Consider the following 15,401-nt stretch of genomic DNA (forward strand, 5'->3'; position numbering starts at 1 on the left):
TAGAATTATTCTCCACCCTTTTACCCGGAGGCGATTTCCCGGTAAACCTTTATAGCCTGTCAGAAACGCGCCATGCTACAATGAAGTGACAAATTGAATAGGAAGGACGTATACAGATGTTCAAAAAAATTGCGGCAGATGCCTTGGGCTTATCTGATATCGGAAAAATTATCGAACCTCAGAACTATGACAAAACAGACGCAGATGATTATGTCATGCATGAAGATAATGAGAAAATTTATTTCTTGATTAAAACAAAAGCAGACGAGTATTGCTTTACGAACCTGGCCCTGATCCATGTAGACGGCGAACGCGCCACTTCCTCGAAACGAACGTTGAAACGCTATCCTTATTCGCAATATAAAATCTCTGACGTTTTTCTTGAAACTGCCGGAAAAGTGGATTTGGATGTTGAAATTAAGTTCAAGCTGGGCGGTGAACAATTCGACATTGATGTCCACAAAGACCAAATTGAAAAGTTAAAAGACCTATATAAAGCACTGCTTCGCATCGCTGAAACAACCTATGAAAATGACATTTTACTCAATCAAGCGGAGCAAAGCTTAGATAAAGCAGTGACGATTCTTCACCATACCCGCCCTGAGCACGTTAATATTGAAACGCAATATAAAGAACTGACCGAATTCGGATTCACTTGGCTGACATCCGTTCGCTCGCAGTATCATATCAAGGATTTTGGGGATGTATTTGAGAAATATATAAATAACTAGATAAAAAAAGACACAGCTGCTATCGGGCTCGTGTCTTTTTTTGTATGAATATTGATTACTTCACAACTTTTTTCTTTTATAATAAAACTATTAGTCTATTTTCCCTATATTACAGATAAAGGAGTTATTTTATGTATTGTCCTCAATGCGGCCATCAAACAGATGGCGGAAATTTTTGTGAGAAATGCGGATCACCGCTCCCCGGTCAATCAGGCCACCAGCATGCAGCTCAAACCGGAGCCGCTGCAAAGCAAGCAGCAAAACAGTTCGGTTCATTTGTCTTATCCGTCCTGAAACGCCCTTATCAGGAATGTAAAGCAACAGGCGGAGAGCAGTTGATCAGCGCGGTGATTACGCTGGTTCTTTTCAGTTTGCTGACCCCTTTGATGTTTTATATTCTTTTTTCAGACGGTCCCGGAAGCGTAAGCTTTACAGCAATCTTCTTAGAGCCAACCATTTATTTTATTTTATTTCTATTTGGCCTGCATGCATGCATCTTTTTCGCCCTGAAAATCGCGGGAAACCAAGTATCTTTCAAGGATTCATTCTCAAGATTCGGAGCGTTTCTCATACCGTTCACGGCTATTTTGATTCTTGCCCTTTTCTTCTTTTTATTACATACAGACATTTGCTTTACCATATTAGCTGTTGGTTTAATCGGTGCATTCTTCGCCATTCCTCCTGCGATGCTGAGCAGTTACCAGCATTCATATAAAGGGAAAATTGATGCCATTTACTCAACGATTGTGATTTATCTGATCATCTGCGTTACATTTCAGCTTATTATCGAACACTATGTCAAAGAAATTTTCCGTTATATGCTCTTTTAAAAACAACCCCATCACCTGCTGGTGATGGGGTTGTTTTATTGAATAGACGTTAAGTAAATTCTTCCGTTCTTCACTACGCCGGTATAAGTCCAGTTATATGTTCTGAGCTTTGGACTGCCGCCTGATTTTGTGATGTAGAATTCTTCATACGTCTTAATCGTGACAGCCGACCCATTTTGGCTCCAGCTTTTCACTTCATAGTTATTAAAGTCTTCTGTTGTTCCCTCTTTATTTAATTTTGCCACGAGATGCTGCTGGTCGGAATAAAGGGAACTGCCTTTTTCAAGGCTGTCTTCCATCAGTGAGAAATTATTTTGATTCACGGCATCTGCCTGACTTTGCAGATAACTGCCCATAAATAATGTCACTTGTTCATCTGTAACATTGCCGCTTGCAGAGCTTTCACTGCCTTTGTTTTTCGAGCCAGCCCAGGCGGAAGTGTATGTCTCTGGTTTATCATTTTTGATTTTCTTTATATTTGTGCCTGCAGATTGGAATGTTGATTCTGCATCTTCGAAAATCCACTTTTTCTGTTTTTTATCATATGAAAGAAGATATTCATAACTCGGACTGTCGTCAGTCATTTCAGATTTTGTATAGTCGTTATACGAAGAAGACTGGTGAAGTTCTTTTCCTGTTACCGATACCTGCCATGTTCCGTCGTTTTTCTGAGAGAGGGCAAATGTGTCCAGGTCAAAATCAGTTTCCAAGTATCTATCTTTTAAGTATGAATCCGCGCTTTTCATAGAATCAACGGTGTCCTTCGTCTCTGCCTTCCAATTGGCACTTGCCTCTGTCATCTGGGCTGTATTCCCATCAGATAGAGCTTTGGAGTATTGTTTTGTTGTTTTGACAATTGTGTTCATAATCTGTTCCTGTGTATCTTGATCAGGAATTAACGTTAACTCCATTTCTTTATCATCGATCGAAACGCCGGCAGTTTTTGTTTTTCCCCACGGAAATTCTGCCTCGACTGAAGCTGTCATTGATCCATCTGTCAGCAGCGGACCGTATGTTATGGATTTGAATGGGTCTTTATGAATCGACTTGCCGTTAATCAGCAAATCTCCCTTCCCGCTCTTGATGTCATCCGCTAAGCTGAATGTCACATCGTCTGCTTCCAATGAGAGATCAACACGAAAGCTGCTATCGCCAACCGCCTGAATGTCTTCCTTTTTCACAAGATCGACGACATCGTTTTTCAGTTTGGCTGAGACTGTATATTCGCCGGGAATGTACGGACCGAGGGTTTGTGCTTGATCCGCTTTCTTTACAGATCCGGCTTCCTCTTTATTGACATATAGATCGGTATTTTTATAATTGCTGCTCACTTCAAAATAAACAGGTGCTACCTTTAAGTCATAATGGTCAAATACCAGCAGGCTTTTTCCGTTTTTTTCTGCATATACGATATCCTTCTGGGCTGTTTCATCACGCAGCGATGCAAAAAGTTCATCTCTTTTGTCTGGATGATCCTTCAAATATGTAAGAAACGGTTTTACATTATTTTTAGTGAGTTTAAGATTGTCATTTACCGGTGTAAGCAGAGTCGCGATTTGGTCCTGATCCCCATCATTTACGGCCTGTTCAAACTTGTCGACTAACCTATCCTTTGAAGTAAAATACGCTCCGGTTTTATATGCGGCGAATAATATAACGCACGCCGCGGCAATGCTGCTCCATAAAATGATGGTTTTCTTAGGGATCGGTTTTCGCGAAGCCTGCCTTGTTTCTGCAGTGCTAGCTGTTTCTTGATTTGCCTGTTTGCTGCCCCCTCCGATCGGGGTGCCGCATTGTTTACAAAACTTGGCTCCTTCATTATTCTGGGAGCCGCAATTCTTACAAAAAAACATGACTTTCCTCCTATTCTACTAATTTGATAACATTTACTGCTTTTCATATTTTATAATAAAACAGAATGAAATTGGGAACGAACTAAAAAATTAAATGTCTATCAGACTAAAAAGGTGGTAGGAATATGCAAAAGCTCAGGATTGAATTAGGAGAAGAAACAAATGACGAATTATATGATCTATTGCTGCTCGCCGATCCATCGAAAGACATTGTAGATGAATATCTTGAGAGAGGAGAATGTTACACAGCTTGGGCCGGTGATGAGCTTGCAGGTGTTTATGTATTGCTAAAAACAAGGCCGCAAACAGTTGAAATTGTAAATATTGCGGTAAAAGAATCTCTTCAGAAGAAGGGCTTTGGCAAACAGCTTGTACTTGACGCCATTGAAAAAGCGAAGGAGCTGGGGGCGGACACGATTGAAATCGGAACGGGGAATTCGAGCATTCATCAGCTTTCCCTCTATCAAAAATGCGGATTCCGCATTCAGGCGATCGACCACGATTTCTTTGTCAGACATTATGATGAGGACATTTTTGAAAACGGGATTCAATGCCGCGATATGGTAAGGCTTTATTTGGATCTCTGAAAGCATAAAAAAGCCGCCGAGAAAATCCCGGCGGTCTTTTTATTACTTGTTATTACTTGTTTAAGTTGTAGAAAGAGTTGATACCGTGGTATTGAGCAGTTTCAGCCAACTGATCTTCGATGCGAAGAAGCTGGTTGTATTTCGCAACACGGTCCGTACGAGACGGAGCACCTGTTTTGATTTGTCCTGCGTTTGTTGCCACAGCGATGTCAGCGATTGTGCTGTCTTCAGTTTCACCAGAACGGTGAGAGATAACAGCTGTGTAGCCTGCGCGTTTCGCCATTTCGATCGCATCGAATGTTTCAGTCAATGTACCGATTTGGTTTACTTTGATCAGGATAGAGTTGCCTACGCCGTTTTTAATACCTTCAGCAAGTTTTTTCGTGTTTGTAACGAAGAGGTCGTCACCAACAAGCTGAACTTTTTTGCCAAGACGCTCAGTAAGAAGCTTGTGGCCTTCCCAGTCGTTTTCGTCAAGTCCGTCTTCGATAGAGATGATTGGGTATTTAGAAACAAGCTCTTCATACCAGTCAACCATTTCAGCAGATGTTTTCACAACGCCTTCGCCAGACAGATGGTATTTGCCGTCTTCTTTGTTGTAGAACTCAGAAGATGCAGCATCCATAGCAAGTTTAACTTCTTCGCCAGGTTTGAAGCCGGCTTTTTCGATTGCTTCAACGATTGTTTGAAGCGCTTCTTCGTTAGAACCAAGGTTTGGAGCGAATCCGCCTTCGTCACCTACAGCAGTGTTTAAGCCTTTTGCGCTTAATACTGATTTCAGGCTGTGGAAGATTTGAGCGCCCATGCGAAGTGCTTCACGGAAGTTAGGAGCACCTACAGGCATGATCATGAATTCTTGAATATCCACGTTGTTATCAGCATGCTCTCCGCCGTTTACGATGTTCATCATCGGTACAGGAAGCGTTTTTGAGTTGAATCCTCCAAGGTATTGGTAAAGAGGAATCTGTAAGAAATCAGCAGCAGCACGCGCACAAGCCATAGATACGCCAAGGATTGCGTTCGCACCAAGTTTGCCTTTGTTTTCAGTACCGTCAAGCTCGATTAAAAGCTGATCGATTGCGTTTTGTTCAGTTACATCAAAGCCAAGAAGCTCTGGAGCAATGATTTCGTTTACGTTGTTAACAGCTGTTAACACGCCTTTTCCAAGGTAACGGTCTTTGTCGCCGTCACGAAGCTCAACCGCTTCGTATTCACCTGTAGAAGCTCCACTTGGCACTAATGCGCGGCCGAAAGCTCCTGTTTCTGTATATACTTCAACTTCAACTGTTGGGTTGCCGCGGGAGTCTAATACTTCGCGTGCATAAACATCAACAATGTATGGCATGAGTTTTGTCTCTCCTTTTGATTTTCAAATTATTTTTGAATTAAAGATGTTCCTGTCATTTCTTTCGGTTTTTCAACACCAAGAAGGTCTAATAACGTTGGTGCAAGGTCGCCTAGGATTCCGCCTTCACGCAGCGTAATGCCTTCTTTCGTTACAATCACAGGGACTGGGTTTGTTGTATGCGCAGTGTGCGGTTCGCCTGATTCTGTAATCAGAATGTCAGCATTACCGTGATCAGCGGTAATGATGGCATGTCCGCCTTTAGCAAGAATCGCGTCAACGACTTCGCCCAAACATTCGTCCACTGCTTCAATTGCTTTAATTGTTGGTTCAACCATTCCGGAGTGGCCGACCATATCAGGGTTTGCGAAGTTAAGAATGATCGCGTCATGCTTGTCAGCTTCAATTTCTTTGACAAGCGCGTCTTTCACTTCATACGCACTCATTTCAGGCTTCAAGTCATACGTTGCAACTTTAGGCGAGTTGATGAGAATACGCTCTTCACCCGGGAATTCAGCTTCACGGCCGCCGCTCATAAAGAACGTGACGTGCGGATACTTTTCAGTTTCTGCAATTCGAAGCTGTTTTAACCCGTGCTGAGATAATACTTCTCCGACTGTGTTATCAAGATTTATCGGTTTAAACGCTACATAGCCGTCAACTGTTTCACTGAAGTGAGTCAGGCAGACGAAATACAGGTTCTTTGGATAATTCTCGCCGCGGTCGAAGTCACGGAAGTCTTTGTTTGTGAACGTGTTGGAAATCTGGATAGCGCGGTCCGGTCTGAAATTATAGAAAATCACAGAATCGCCGTCTTGGATTTTCGCAACAGGCTCACCGTTTTCTTTTGTGATGACAGATGGAATCACGAATTCATCGTAGATACCATTTGCATATGAATCATCAACAACATCCAGGGCGCTGCGGTAAGATGGGCCTTCGCCGTACGCCATTGCGCGGTACGCTTTTTCTACACGGTCCCAGCGTTTGTCGCGGTCCATAGAGTAGTAACGTCCGGAAATGCTGGCGATTTCACCTACACCGATTTCCTTGATTTGATCGTTCAACTGGTTGATGTACGTTTTCGCTGTCTGCGGACCTACATCTCGGCCGTCAAGGAAGCCATGGATATAAACCTTTGTCAGCCCTTCTTTTTTCGCAAGCTTTAACAGTGCGAATAAATGGTTGATATGGCTGTGCACGCCTCCGTCAGATAAAAGACCGAACAGGTGCAAGGCTTTGTTGTTTTCTTTCGCGTTACTGATCGCGTCAAGGAATGTTTGATTGCGTTCGAACTCTCCTTCACGAATGGCAACATTTACGCGTGTTAAGCTTTGGTACACAATACGTCCCGCACCGATATTTAAGTGACCTACTTCGGAGTTCCCCATTTGCCCTTCAGGAAGACCTACAGCCTCGCCTGAAGCAGTCAATGTTTGATGAGGATACTGGTTCCAATAGCGGTCAAAATTCGGTTTTTTCGCTAAAGCGACTGCGTTCCCTACTGTTTCGTTACGTAATCCGAACCCATCAAGAATGATGAGTGCAGCTGGTTTTTTACTCATATTGACCTTCCTCCAATAATTGAACGAATGACTGTGGCTCAAGGCTCGCGCCGCCGACCAAAGCACCGTCAATATCGGACTCTGCCATATATTCTTTAATGTTTGCAGGCTTTACGCTTCCGCCATATTGGATGCGAAGCTTGTCTGCAGCTTCTTGGCTGAAGCTTTCAGCGACGGTTTTACGGATATGCGCACACACGTCATTCGCATCTTTCGCTGTAGAAGATTTGCCTGTTCCGATTGCCCAGATTGGCTCATACGCAATAACAGAAGCAGCAACTTGTTCTTCAGAAAGACCAGCAAGGCCTTTTTTCACTTGGTCAGCAACAAGATCATTTGTTTTGCCGGCTTCACGCTCTTCAAGCGTTTCACCTACACAGATGATCGGCACAATGCCGTGTTTGAAAGCTGCGTGTGCTTTTTTGTTAACTGTTTCATCAGTTTCAGCGAACATTTCACGGCGCTCAGAGTGGCCGATGACGCAGTAGTCAACGCCAAGGTCTTTCAGAGCAACCGGGCTGATTTCGCCTGTGAACGCGCCGCTTTCTTCGAAGTGCATGTTTTGAGCGCCGACTTTTAGGTCAGTGCCTTTAACAGCAGAAGCAAGCTTTTCTAAGAAAAGCGCTGGCGCGCAAACAACAGCTTCAGCTTTGTCTGCTGCTGGAATGGAAGATTTCACTTCTTCAACGAAGCTGACAGCTTCGCCGAGTGTTTTGTTCATTTTCCAGTTACCGGCGATAATTGGTTTTCTCATCTGTTCCACTTCCTTATAGCAGTTTTGAGATTATTTATCGTTCAGTGCAGCTACCCCTGGAAGCTCTTTGCCTTCCATAAACTCAAGGGATGCGCCGCCGCCTGTTGAGATGTGGCTCATTTTGTCAGCAAGGCCGAATTTTTCAACCGCTGCCGCAGAGTCTCCTCCGCCGATGACAGAGTATGTATCTTTCGCCTCTGCCAATGCTTCCGCAACCGCTTTTGTTCCTTGAGCGAACAAGTCGATTTCGAATACGCCCATTGGTCCGTTCCACACGACAAGTTTGCTGTTTTTGATGACGTCAGCATACGTTTCGCGTGTTTTCGTACCAATGTCGATTGCTTCTAAATCACTAGGGATTTCAGAGATCGGCACAATTTTCACGTTTGCATCGTTAGAGAAATCATCTGCAACGAGTACATCTTCAGGCATGTAGAAGTTAACGCCTTTTTCTTTAGCGCGGTCCATAAATGATTTCGCAAGCTCGATTTTATCCTCTTCAAGAAGAGATTTACCGACTTCATAGCCAAGCGCTTTTACGAAAGTATAAGCAAGACCTCCGCCGATGATCAGGTTGTCTACTTTATCAAGAAGACTTTCGATTACACCGATTTTGTCTTTTACTTTCGCTCCGCCGATGATCGCTGTGAACGGGCGGTCAGGATTGGAAACCGCTTTTCCAAGTACATCAAGCTCTTTTTCCATTAAGAAACCTGCAACTGCTGGCAGATGCTCGGCAATTCCAGCTGTAGATGCGTGAGCACGGTGGGCAGCACCGAATGCGTCATTTACATATACATCTGCAAGCTCAGCAAATGCTTTTGCAAGCTCAGGGTCATTTTTCTCTTCACCAGGATAGAAACGTACGTTTTCCAATACAAGAACGTCTCCGTCCTTCATCTCGGAAATTTGTGCTTTTACAGCATCGCCGTATGCTTCATCCGCTTTTTTCACTTCTTTGCCAAGCAGTTCGCCGAGACGTGCAGCGACAGGAGTTAAACGAAGCTCCTCAACCACTTCGCCTTTCGGGCGGCCTAAGTGGCTCGCAAGAAGGACTTTTGCGCCTTGGTCTGCAAGGTGTTTGATTGTTGGAAGCGCAGCACGGATACGTGTATCGTCTGTTACTTCCCCGTCTTTCATTGGAACGTTAAAGTCAACGCGGCAGAATACAACTTTGCCTTTTACGTCGATGTCTTTGAGAGTTTTTTTATTCATGCCTAGGAGATCCTCCTTCAAAATGGTTTGCATACAGCACGAAAAACGTGAAACCGTCTGTTCAAGCGATAACTCCGCTAGGGCAGATCGCAGTCTTTTTCGGCACAGGGCAGTTCGTCTAAAAGCCAGGGCAGCGGCCTTAGGCGAAAGCGCCGGCAAAGCTGCTTAAAACGCGGTCGTTTCTCTATCACAGAGCGTTTTCTGAAAGCCGGTCTTCATGGAAAAAGGGAAAGGGAGTCCGTCCCCTTCCCTTGTCCGCTTTCATTATAGCGCTTCTATTCGAAAGAACCAAGTCAGGTCCTTTTTCAGCTATAAATTAAAGACCTTTTTTTGCGATGTAAGCTGCAAGGTCAACAACGCGGTTAGAGTAGCCGCTTTCGTTATCGTACCAAGAGATTACTTTTACCATGCTGCCTTCCATAACCATTGTAGAAAGAGCATCGATTGTAGAAGAGTTTTTGTTTCCGTTGTAGTCGCCAGAAACTAATGGCTCTTCGCTGTAGCCAAGGATTCCTTTAAGGTCGCCTTCAGCCGCTTCTTTAAGAGCTGCGTTTACTTCTTCAGCTGTTACTTCTTGGTTCAGTTCAGCAACCAAGTCAACTAGAGAAACGTTTGGAGTTGGAACACGCATTGCTCCACCGTTCAGTTTGCCTTTTAGTTCAGGAAGAACTAGAGAAACTGCTTTAGCAGCACCAGTTGATGTTGGGATGATGTTTTCAGCTGCTGCACGCGCACGACGGTAGTCTTTGTGCGGAAGATCAAGGATTTGCTGATCGTTTGTGTAAGAGTGAACAGTTGTCATCATACCGCGTTTGATGCCGAATTTATCGTTAAGTACTTTTGCAAACGGCGCAAGGCAGTTTGTTGTGCAAGATGCGTTAGAGATAACATCGTGGTTAGCCGCATCGTATTTATCTTCGTTAACACCCATAACGATTGTGATATCTTCTTCGTTAGCAGGAGCAGAGATGATTACTTTTTTCGCGCCAGCTTCTAAGTGTTTCGCAGCGTCTGCGCGTTTTGTGAAGAAACCAGTAGATTCAACTACGATTTCAACGCCTTGTTTGCCCCAGCTAAGTTTAGCAGGATCGCGTTCTGCAGAAACTTCAATTGTTTTGCCGTTAACAACAAGGTTGTTACCGTCAACTGAAACTTCAGCGTCTAATTTTCCGTGTACAGAATCATATTGTAAAAGGTGAGCCAGCATGTTAGCATCTGTTAAATCGTTAACCGCTACTACCTCAACTTCAGGATTGTTTAATGCTGCGCGGAATACGTTACGTCCAATACGACCAAAACCGTTAATACCGACTTTTACTGCCATGATTGTTTCCTCCTTTAAATAAGTGAGAGATATTTATATTGAGGGATTATTCATCCCTTAATAACTTCTTTGCGGCTCCTTCGTCTGTGACGAGAACCGTGTTGCGCGGCTTTTTAAAGTAAGCCTCGATCGCTTCGGCTTTTGATGATCCGCCCGCTACCGCAATAATATCGGGAATGGCGTCTATGTCATCCAGCTGCATTCCGACAGAATGCACTTTGTGAACCACTTCGCCGTCCGCGTTAAAATAGTAGCCGAACGCTTCTGTCACCGCGTCGTTATCATCTATTTTCTTTAAGTCTTCTAAAGGCGTGTTTCTGCGCTGAGCCATAGTTTTAGCTTCGCCGATTCCGTGAACCAGCATACTCGCTGATTTAATGGTGTTCAGCACCTCTTTGACAGAAGGCTCTTCAATAATAGATGAATAGGCGCCTTGTGACAGCTGTCCCGGAACAAACAAAAGCCGGTAAGTGCCTGAAGCCTTCTCCGCCATATGCGCGCATATGGTGTTCGCCTGGTTTTTCACGTCTTCGCCTAAACCGCCTCTTGCAGGCACAAACAAAAGCTCGCGGTTTTTAGAATCCGGCGTCATCATTTCGGCGACAGCTTCAATTGTCGTACCGCCAGTTACAGCGACGATATTTTTGCCTGAAAATCTTTTTTTCATACATGCGACAGCCGCTCTTCCCATTTCTTTTTTGACCCATGGGGATTGATCGCTGTCTCCGGATACGATAATGGCATCCTTTAGATTTAAACGTTCTTTTAATGTCTTTTCCAAAAGAGTCAAACCTAAAACATCTTTCATCGTATCTTCCAAAACAGAAAGCAGTTCATAGCCCTCTTCTGTCAATGTCATGCCGTTTGTCTTAATATCGACCAGGTTCTGTTCCTTTAAAAACTGAACCTCACCCCTCAGCACACGCTCGCTGATTTCGAGACTGGCAGACAGGCTTCTTCGCCCGATGGGTTCTGTCAGCCTGATATACTGCAAGATTTCAAACCTCTTTTGCATAACGAGCAGAAGATCAGGCAATAATTTTTTTTGAGCTTGTATTAACTGGTTCATGACTCAAACGTTCCTTCCTTTTTTGCTGGACATTATATGTCCCGCTATGACAAAAAACGTCCCATCATAGCCAAAAAAAATCATTTCTGCTTTCTTTAATTATTTTAACAGGGTGGAATTGTTTATTCAACTGTTAAGAGCCAATTCATCGACAATATTCGCAGAGTTTTCATGCCGCGCCGTTTTATCCAGCAATATTTTATCCTATATATCTTTATCTTATACAGAAAGCGCCAAATGGTGCATCCCAATTTAAACAGCCCTTCCCAAAGAAAGGGCTGTTTCATTAAAGCGTTTTCATTTTATCCAAAGCTTTTCAATTTCCTCGAGCGATTTGTTCTTCGTTTCCGGACAGATCGTAACGACAAACAGGAAACAAAGGATGTTAATCACCGCAAAGATCCAAAATGTATAGGCGAGCCCGAAAGAATCGATCATCATTGGCACAAACTGTCCGATCGCCCAGTTTGCTCCCCATAAAAAGATGGTCGCAATGCCCGCGGCCCGCGCACGCAGATGGTTCGGGAAGATTTCAGAAATCATAATCCATGTGATCGGTCCGACCGAGACACAGAAAGCAGCGACAAAACCTAATATAAGGACGATCATCATGATCCCGCTTGTTAACTCAAAGTAAAACGACGTCCCGATTAAAATCATAAAAATAGCCATAAAAGCAGAACCGATGGACATCAGTTTTTTTCGTCCGACTTTATCAATCAGCAACACCGCAATAACGGTAAAGATGACTTCTACAACCCCGACGATACAAGTCGTCACAAATCCGGCGTTTTGCCCGAATCCCATCATTTTAAAGATTTCCGGCCCGTAGTAAGTAATCGCGTTCATGCCGATGACTTGGTTAAAGAGCGCCAGCAGGATTCCAATGACAAGCGCCTTTCTGAGCCCCGGCTTAAACAGCTGGGAGAGCGACCCCATTTGTTCTATTTTTAAAGAGTTCTCAATGTTCTTTAATTCTTCTTTTGCAACAGTTTCTCCATTAATACGTGTCAGGATCTTTAAAGCTTCATTTGTTTTGCCCGCTTTCGCCAGCCATCTCGGACTTTCCGGGACGACGAGCAGGACAAGGAAAAAGATGACGGACGGCACCATTCCATAAGCAAGCATCCATCTCCAGCCGGTGTGCACGCCCCATTCGTATGTTCCAGACCGCTGCACAGCTAGATTAATAAAGTATGTTGCGGAAATACCCAGTATCGTAAAGAGCTGATATAAGGAAGATAAACTTCCGCGTATGGCGGGCGGTGCCGCTTCTGTAATATACGTAACAGAGAGCGATGAGCCCATCCCGATTCCCAGTCCCCCGATAATCCTTGCAATGATTAAGGTGGACACATCTTGAGAAAGCGCTGAAACGATTGCTGATATCGCAAATAACAAAGCGGCTGTCATTAAAATTTTTCTCCGGCCGAATCTGTCACTTAAAAATCCGGATATCCCGACGCCCACAACTCCTCCAATCATAATGCTTGAAATGACAAGTCCCTCCATAAACGGACTCAGGCTGTATAAATCTTTCAGAAAACCGATGGCGCCAGAAATCACTGCCGTGTCATAGCCATACAATAAGCCGCCAAGCCCCGCCGCACATGAGATCAAAATGACAAATCCCATTGAATGGCTTCGTGTTACAGGAACATTTGGTTCTAATTGAGTTGGAGTATTCTTCATTTCCCTGCCCTCCCGAATGTTGAGTAAAGCGTTTACATTATGCTTTTCAATTGTACGTACTTATATTAAAATTTAACGAAAATTACATTTAATTAGTACGTACAAATATAGAATAATCTTGTTTGCATTTTCTGTCAATGTTTTCTTACAAAGAACGCTGTGATATACTGAAATTTGTCCGTATACATTTTGGAGGAATGGATATGTTACCAAAATACGCGCAAGTAAAAGAAGAAATCAGTTCATGGATTAATCAAGGCAAAATACTGCCCGATCAAAAAATCCCTACCGAAAACGAATTAATGCAGCAATTCGGCGTCAGCCGGCATACCATCCGCAAAGCGATCGGAGACCTCGTATCACAAGGTCTGCTGTACAGCGTGCAAGGCGGGGGCACCTTTGTCGCTTCACGCTCTGCTAAGTCAGCGCTGCATTCCAATAAAACGATCGGTGTTTTGACAACCTACATATCAGACTATATTTTCCCGAGCATCATCAGAGGAATCGAGTCCTATTTAAGCGAGCAGGGGTATTCTATGCTTTTGACAAGCACAAACAACAACCCGGACAACGAAAGAAGAGGCTTAGAAAACCTGCTGTCCCAGCATATTGACGGACTCATCGTAGAACCGACAAAAAGCGCCCTTCAAACCCCAAACATCGGCTATTATCTGAACTTGGAGAAAAACGGCATTCCTTTTGCGATGATTAACGCGTCATATGCCGAGCTTGCCGCGCCGAGTTTTACCTTGGATGATGTGAAAGGCGGGATGATGGCGGCGGAGCATTTGCTTTCTCTCGGCCACACGCATATGATGGGTATTTTTAAAGCTGATGACACACAAGGCGTGAAACGGATGAACGGATTTATACAGGCGCACCGGGAGCGTGAGTTGTTTCCTTCTCCGGATATGATCGTGACATTTACAACGGAAGAAAAAGAATCAAAACTTCTGGAGAAAGTAAAAGCCACACTGGAGAAAAACAGCAAGCACATGCCGACAGCCATTCTTTGTTATAACGATGAAATTGCGCTGAAGGTGATTGATATGCTGAGGGAGATGGATCTTAAAGTGCCGGAGGATATGTCTATCGTCGGGTATGATGATTCACATTTCGCCCAAATCTCAGAAGTGAAACTAACCTCTGTCAAACATCCGAAATCAGTGCTTGGAAAAGCAGCCGCCAAATATGTCATTGACTGCTTAGAGCATAAAAAGCCGAAGCAAGAGGATGTCATATTTGAGCCTGAGTTGATCATTCGCCAGTCCGCACGAAAACTGAATGAATAAAAAAAGCAATGTATGGGTCTCCCCGCTACATTGCTTTTTTTATAGCTGTTATCTGTTTTTCCAAACGTCAGCGATGATTTCAAACGAACGCATTCTGTCTGCGTGTTCAAAGGTTTCTGAGTTAACCATAATTTCGTCAGCCTGTGTCGTTTTGATGAAATCTTCAAGCTTAGCCTTCACTTCTTCCGGACCTCCGACAATCGTGGAGCTCAGCTGCTCATTGACCATCGCTTTTTCATACGGGCTCCAGATTTGATCCATATCCTCAACAGGCGGTTTAAGCTGGTTCGGCGTACCGCGGACAAGATCAAGAAACCTTTGATAATGCGAAGTCGCAAGGTGCTGCGCTTTCTCGTTTGTATCTGCCGCGATAATGGTGACACCGACCATCGCATACGGTTCGTCGAGCACGTCTGACGGCGTGAAGGAATTGCGGTAAAGCTCCAATGCAGGAACCGTATTCGCTGGTGAGAAATGAGCGGCAAAGGCAAACGGAAGACCTAGTTCACCTGCCAGACGGGCGCTGAAGCCGCTTGAGCCCAGCAGCCAAATCGGCACATCTATGCCCTCTCCGGGAATGGCGCGAACTTGATTGCGCACATTTCCTGACGGTTTAAAATAATTGCGCAGTTCCTCTAATTGTTCTGGAAAATCCTCCCCGCTGTTGATGTTTCTGCGGAGCGCTCTGGCTGTCAATTGGTCTGTTCCCGGCGCACGTCCAAGCCCCAGATCAATCCGCCCGGGATACAGTGTTTCCAGTGTGCCGAATTGTTCAGCAATGACTAATGAAGAGTGGTTCGGGAGCATAATGCCGCCGGAACCGACGCGGATTTTCTTCGTGCCTCCGGCAATATGGCCAATCAAAACTGCAGTGGCGGAGCTTGCAACACCTTCTATATTATGATGTTCAGCAAGCCAGTAACGGTGATAGCCCCATTCCTCTGCCCGGCGCGCCAAGTCCATGCTGTTTCGGAATGATTCTGCAATCGTTCCTCCCTGAACAACCGGAGATAAATTCAAGACAGAAAGCAAGGTATCTTTGCGTTGGTTGTTAGACATATTGTTCTCCTTTGCAAATGTGTTATCAGTAAACAGCCCAAAGCTGTCAGGTCATGATTGAAAGAACTTCTATCACACCATAACA

General features: G+C 44.3%; 13 protein-coding genes. 4 read left to right on the top strand and 9 right to left on the bottom strand.

Annotated elements, in window-relative coordinates:
• Positions 1-116 precede the first annotated feature (116 nt).
• Both NYE53_RS17020 and NYE53_RS17025 read left to right on the top strand, forming a co-directional pair.
• Complete coding sequence (locus NYE53_RS17020) at positions 117-731, top strand: PH domain-containing protein (protein WP_339245800.1); 615 nt, start codon at positions 117-119, stop codon at positions 729-731.
• A 131-nt stretch (positions 732-862) separates the two neighbouring features.
• A complete protein-coding gene (locus NYE53_RS17025; protein WP_339245803.1) occupies positions 863-1,561 on the top strand; it encodes a zinc ribbon domain-containing protein in 699 nt (232 codons plus the stop codon).
• A gap of 35 nt (positions 1,562-1,596) precedes the next feature.
• Here the strand turns inward: NYE53_RS17025 and NYE53_RS17030 are convergent, their stop codons facing one another.
• The gene (locus NYE53_RS17030) at positions 1,597-3,414 is read right to left on the bottom strand and encodes a zinc ribbon domain-containing protein (protein WP_339245806.1); all 1,818 of its coding nucleotides are present in this window, start codon (positions 3,412-3,414) and stop codon (positions 1,597-1,599) included.
• A 125-nt stretch (positions 3,415-3,539) separates the two neighbouring features.
• Between NYE53_RS17030 and NYE53_RS17035 the strand changes: the two genes are divergently transcribed.
• Positions 3,540-4,001 carry a GNAT family N-acetyltransferase gene (locus NYE53_RS17035; RefSeq protein ID WP_015714718.1) on the top strand — a complete coding sequence of 154 codons (462 nt, stop codon included), beginning with the start codon at positions 3,540-3,542 and terminating at the stop codon, positions 3,999-4,001.
• A 52-nt stretch (positions 4,002-4,053) separates the two neighbouring features.
• On the opposite strand, the gene eno is transcribed toward NYE53_RS17035, so the two are convergent.
• The 7 genes from eno to araE form a co-directional block, all read right to left on the bottom strand.
• Positions 4,054-5,346 (bottom strand): phosphopyruvate hydratase, encoded by a 1,293-nt coding sequence (gene eno, locus NYE53_RS17040; protein ID WP_041850522.1) that lies wholly within the window; start codon positions 5,344-5,346, stop codon positions 4,054-4,056.
• A gap of 29 nt (positions 5,347-5,375) precedes the next feature.
• Positions 5,376-6,911, bottom strand: a complete 1,536-nt coding sequence (gene gpmI, locus NYE53_RS17045; protein ID WP_003228330.1) for a 2,3-bisphosphoglycerate-independent phosphoglycerate mutase — start codon at positions 6,909-6,911, stop codon at positions 5,376-5,378.
• Positions 6,904-7,665: a triose-phosphate isomerase gene (tpiA, locus tag NYE53_RS17050; protein WP_003243394.1), complete on the bottom strand. Its 762-nt coding sequence runs from the start codon at positions 7,663-7,665 to the stop codon at positions 6,904-6,906. The genes gpmI and tpiA overlap by 8 nt, the downstream gene beginning before the upstream one ends.
• A 30-nt stretch (positions 7,666-7,695) precedes the next feature.
• The gene (locus tag NYE53_RS17055) at positions 7,696-8,880 is read right to left on the bottom strand and encodes a phosphoglycerate kinase (RefSeq protein ID WP_003243051.1); all 1,185 of its coding nucleotides are present in this window, start codon (positions 8,878-8,880) and stop codon (positions 7,696-7,698) included.
• 316 nt (positions 8,881-9,196) lie between these two features.
• Complete coding sequence (gene gap / locus NYE53_RS17060) at positions 9,197-10,204, bottom strand: type I glyceraldehyde-3-phosphate dehydrogenase (RefSeq protein WP_003219957.1); 1,008 nt, start codon at positions 10,202-10,204, stop codon at positions 9,197-9,199.
• 46 nt (positions 10,205-10,250) lie between these two features.
• Entirely contained in the window at positions 10,251-11,273 is a 1,023-nt protein-coding gene (cggR, locus tag NYE53_RS17065; RefSeq protein WP_017695173.1) for a gapA transcriptional regulator CggR, read from the bottom strand.
• A gap of 297 nt (positions 11,274-11,570) precedes the next feature.
• Entirely contained in the window at positions 11,571-12,965 is a 1,395-nt protein-coding gene (gene araE / locus NYE53_RS17070) for an arabinose-proton symporter AraE (RefSeq protein WP_003243899.1), read from the bottom strand.
• A gap of 203 nt (positions 12,966-13,168) precedes the next feature.
• Between araE and araR the strand changes: the two genes are divergently transcribed.
• Positions 13,169-14,257, top strand: a complete 1,089-nt coding sequence (gene araR, locus NYE53_RS17075; RefSeq protein ID WP_003243070.1) for an arabinose utilization transcriptional regulator AraR — start codon at positions 13,169-13,171, stop codon at positions 14,255-14,257.
• A gap of 48 nt (positions 14,258-14,305) precedes the next feature.
• Here araR and NYE53_RS17080 read toward each other — a convergent pair whose 3' ends face one another.
• Complete coding sequence (locus NYE53_RS17080; RefSeq protein WP_327828604.1) at positions 14,306-15,316, bottom strand: LLM class flavin-dependent oxidoreductase; 1,011 nt, start codon at positions 15,314-15,316, stop codon at positions 14,306-14,308.
• Positions 15,317-15,401: the final 85 nt, after the last annotated feature.

Origin of the sequence: Bacillus sp. FSL R5-0523 (assembly GCF_037975295.1) — a bacterium.
In the GTDB taxonomy this organism is placed as follows: Bacteria; Bacillota; Bacilli; order Bacillales; family Bacillaceae; genus Bacillus; species Bacillus subtilis.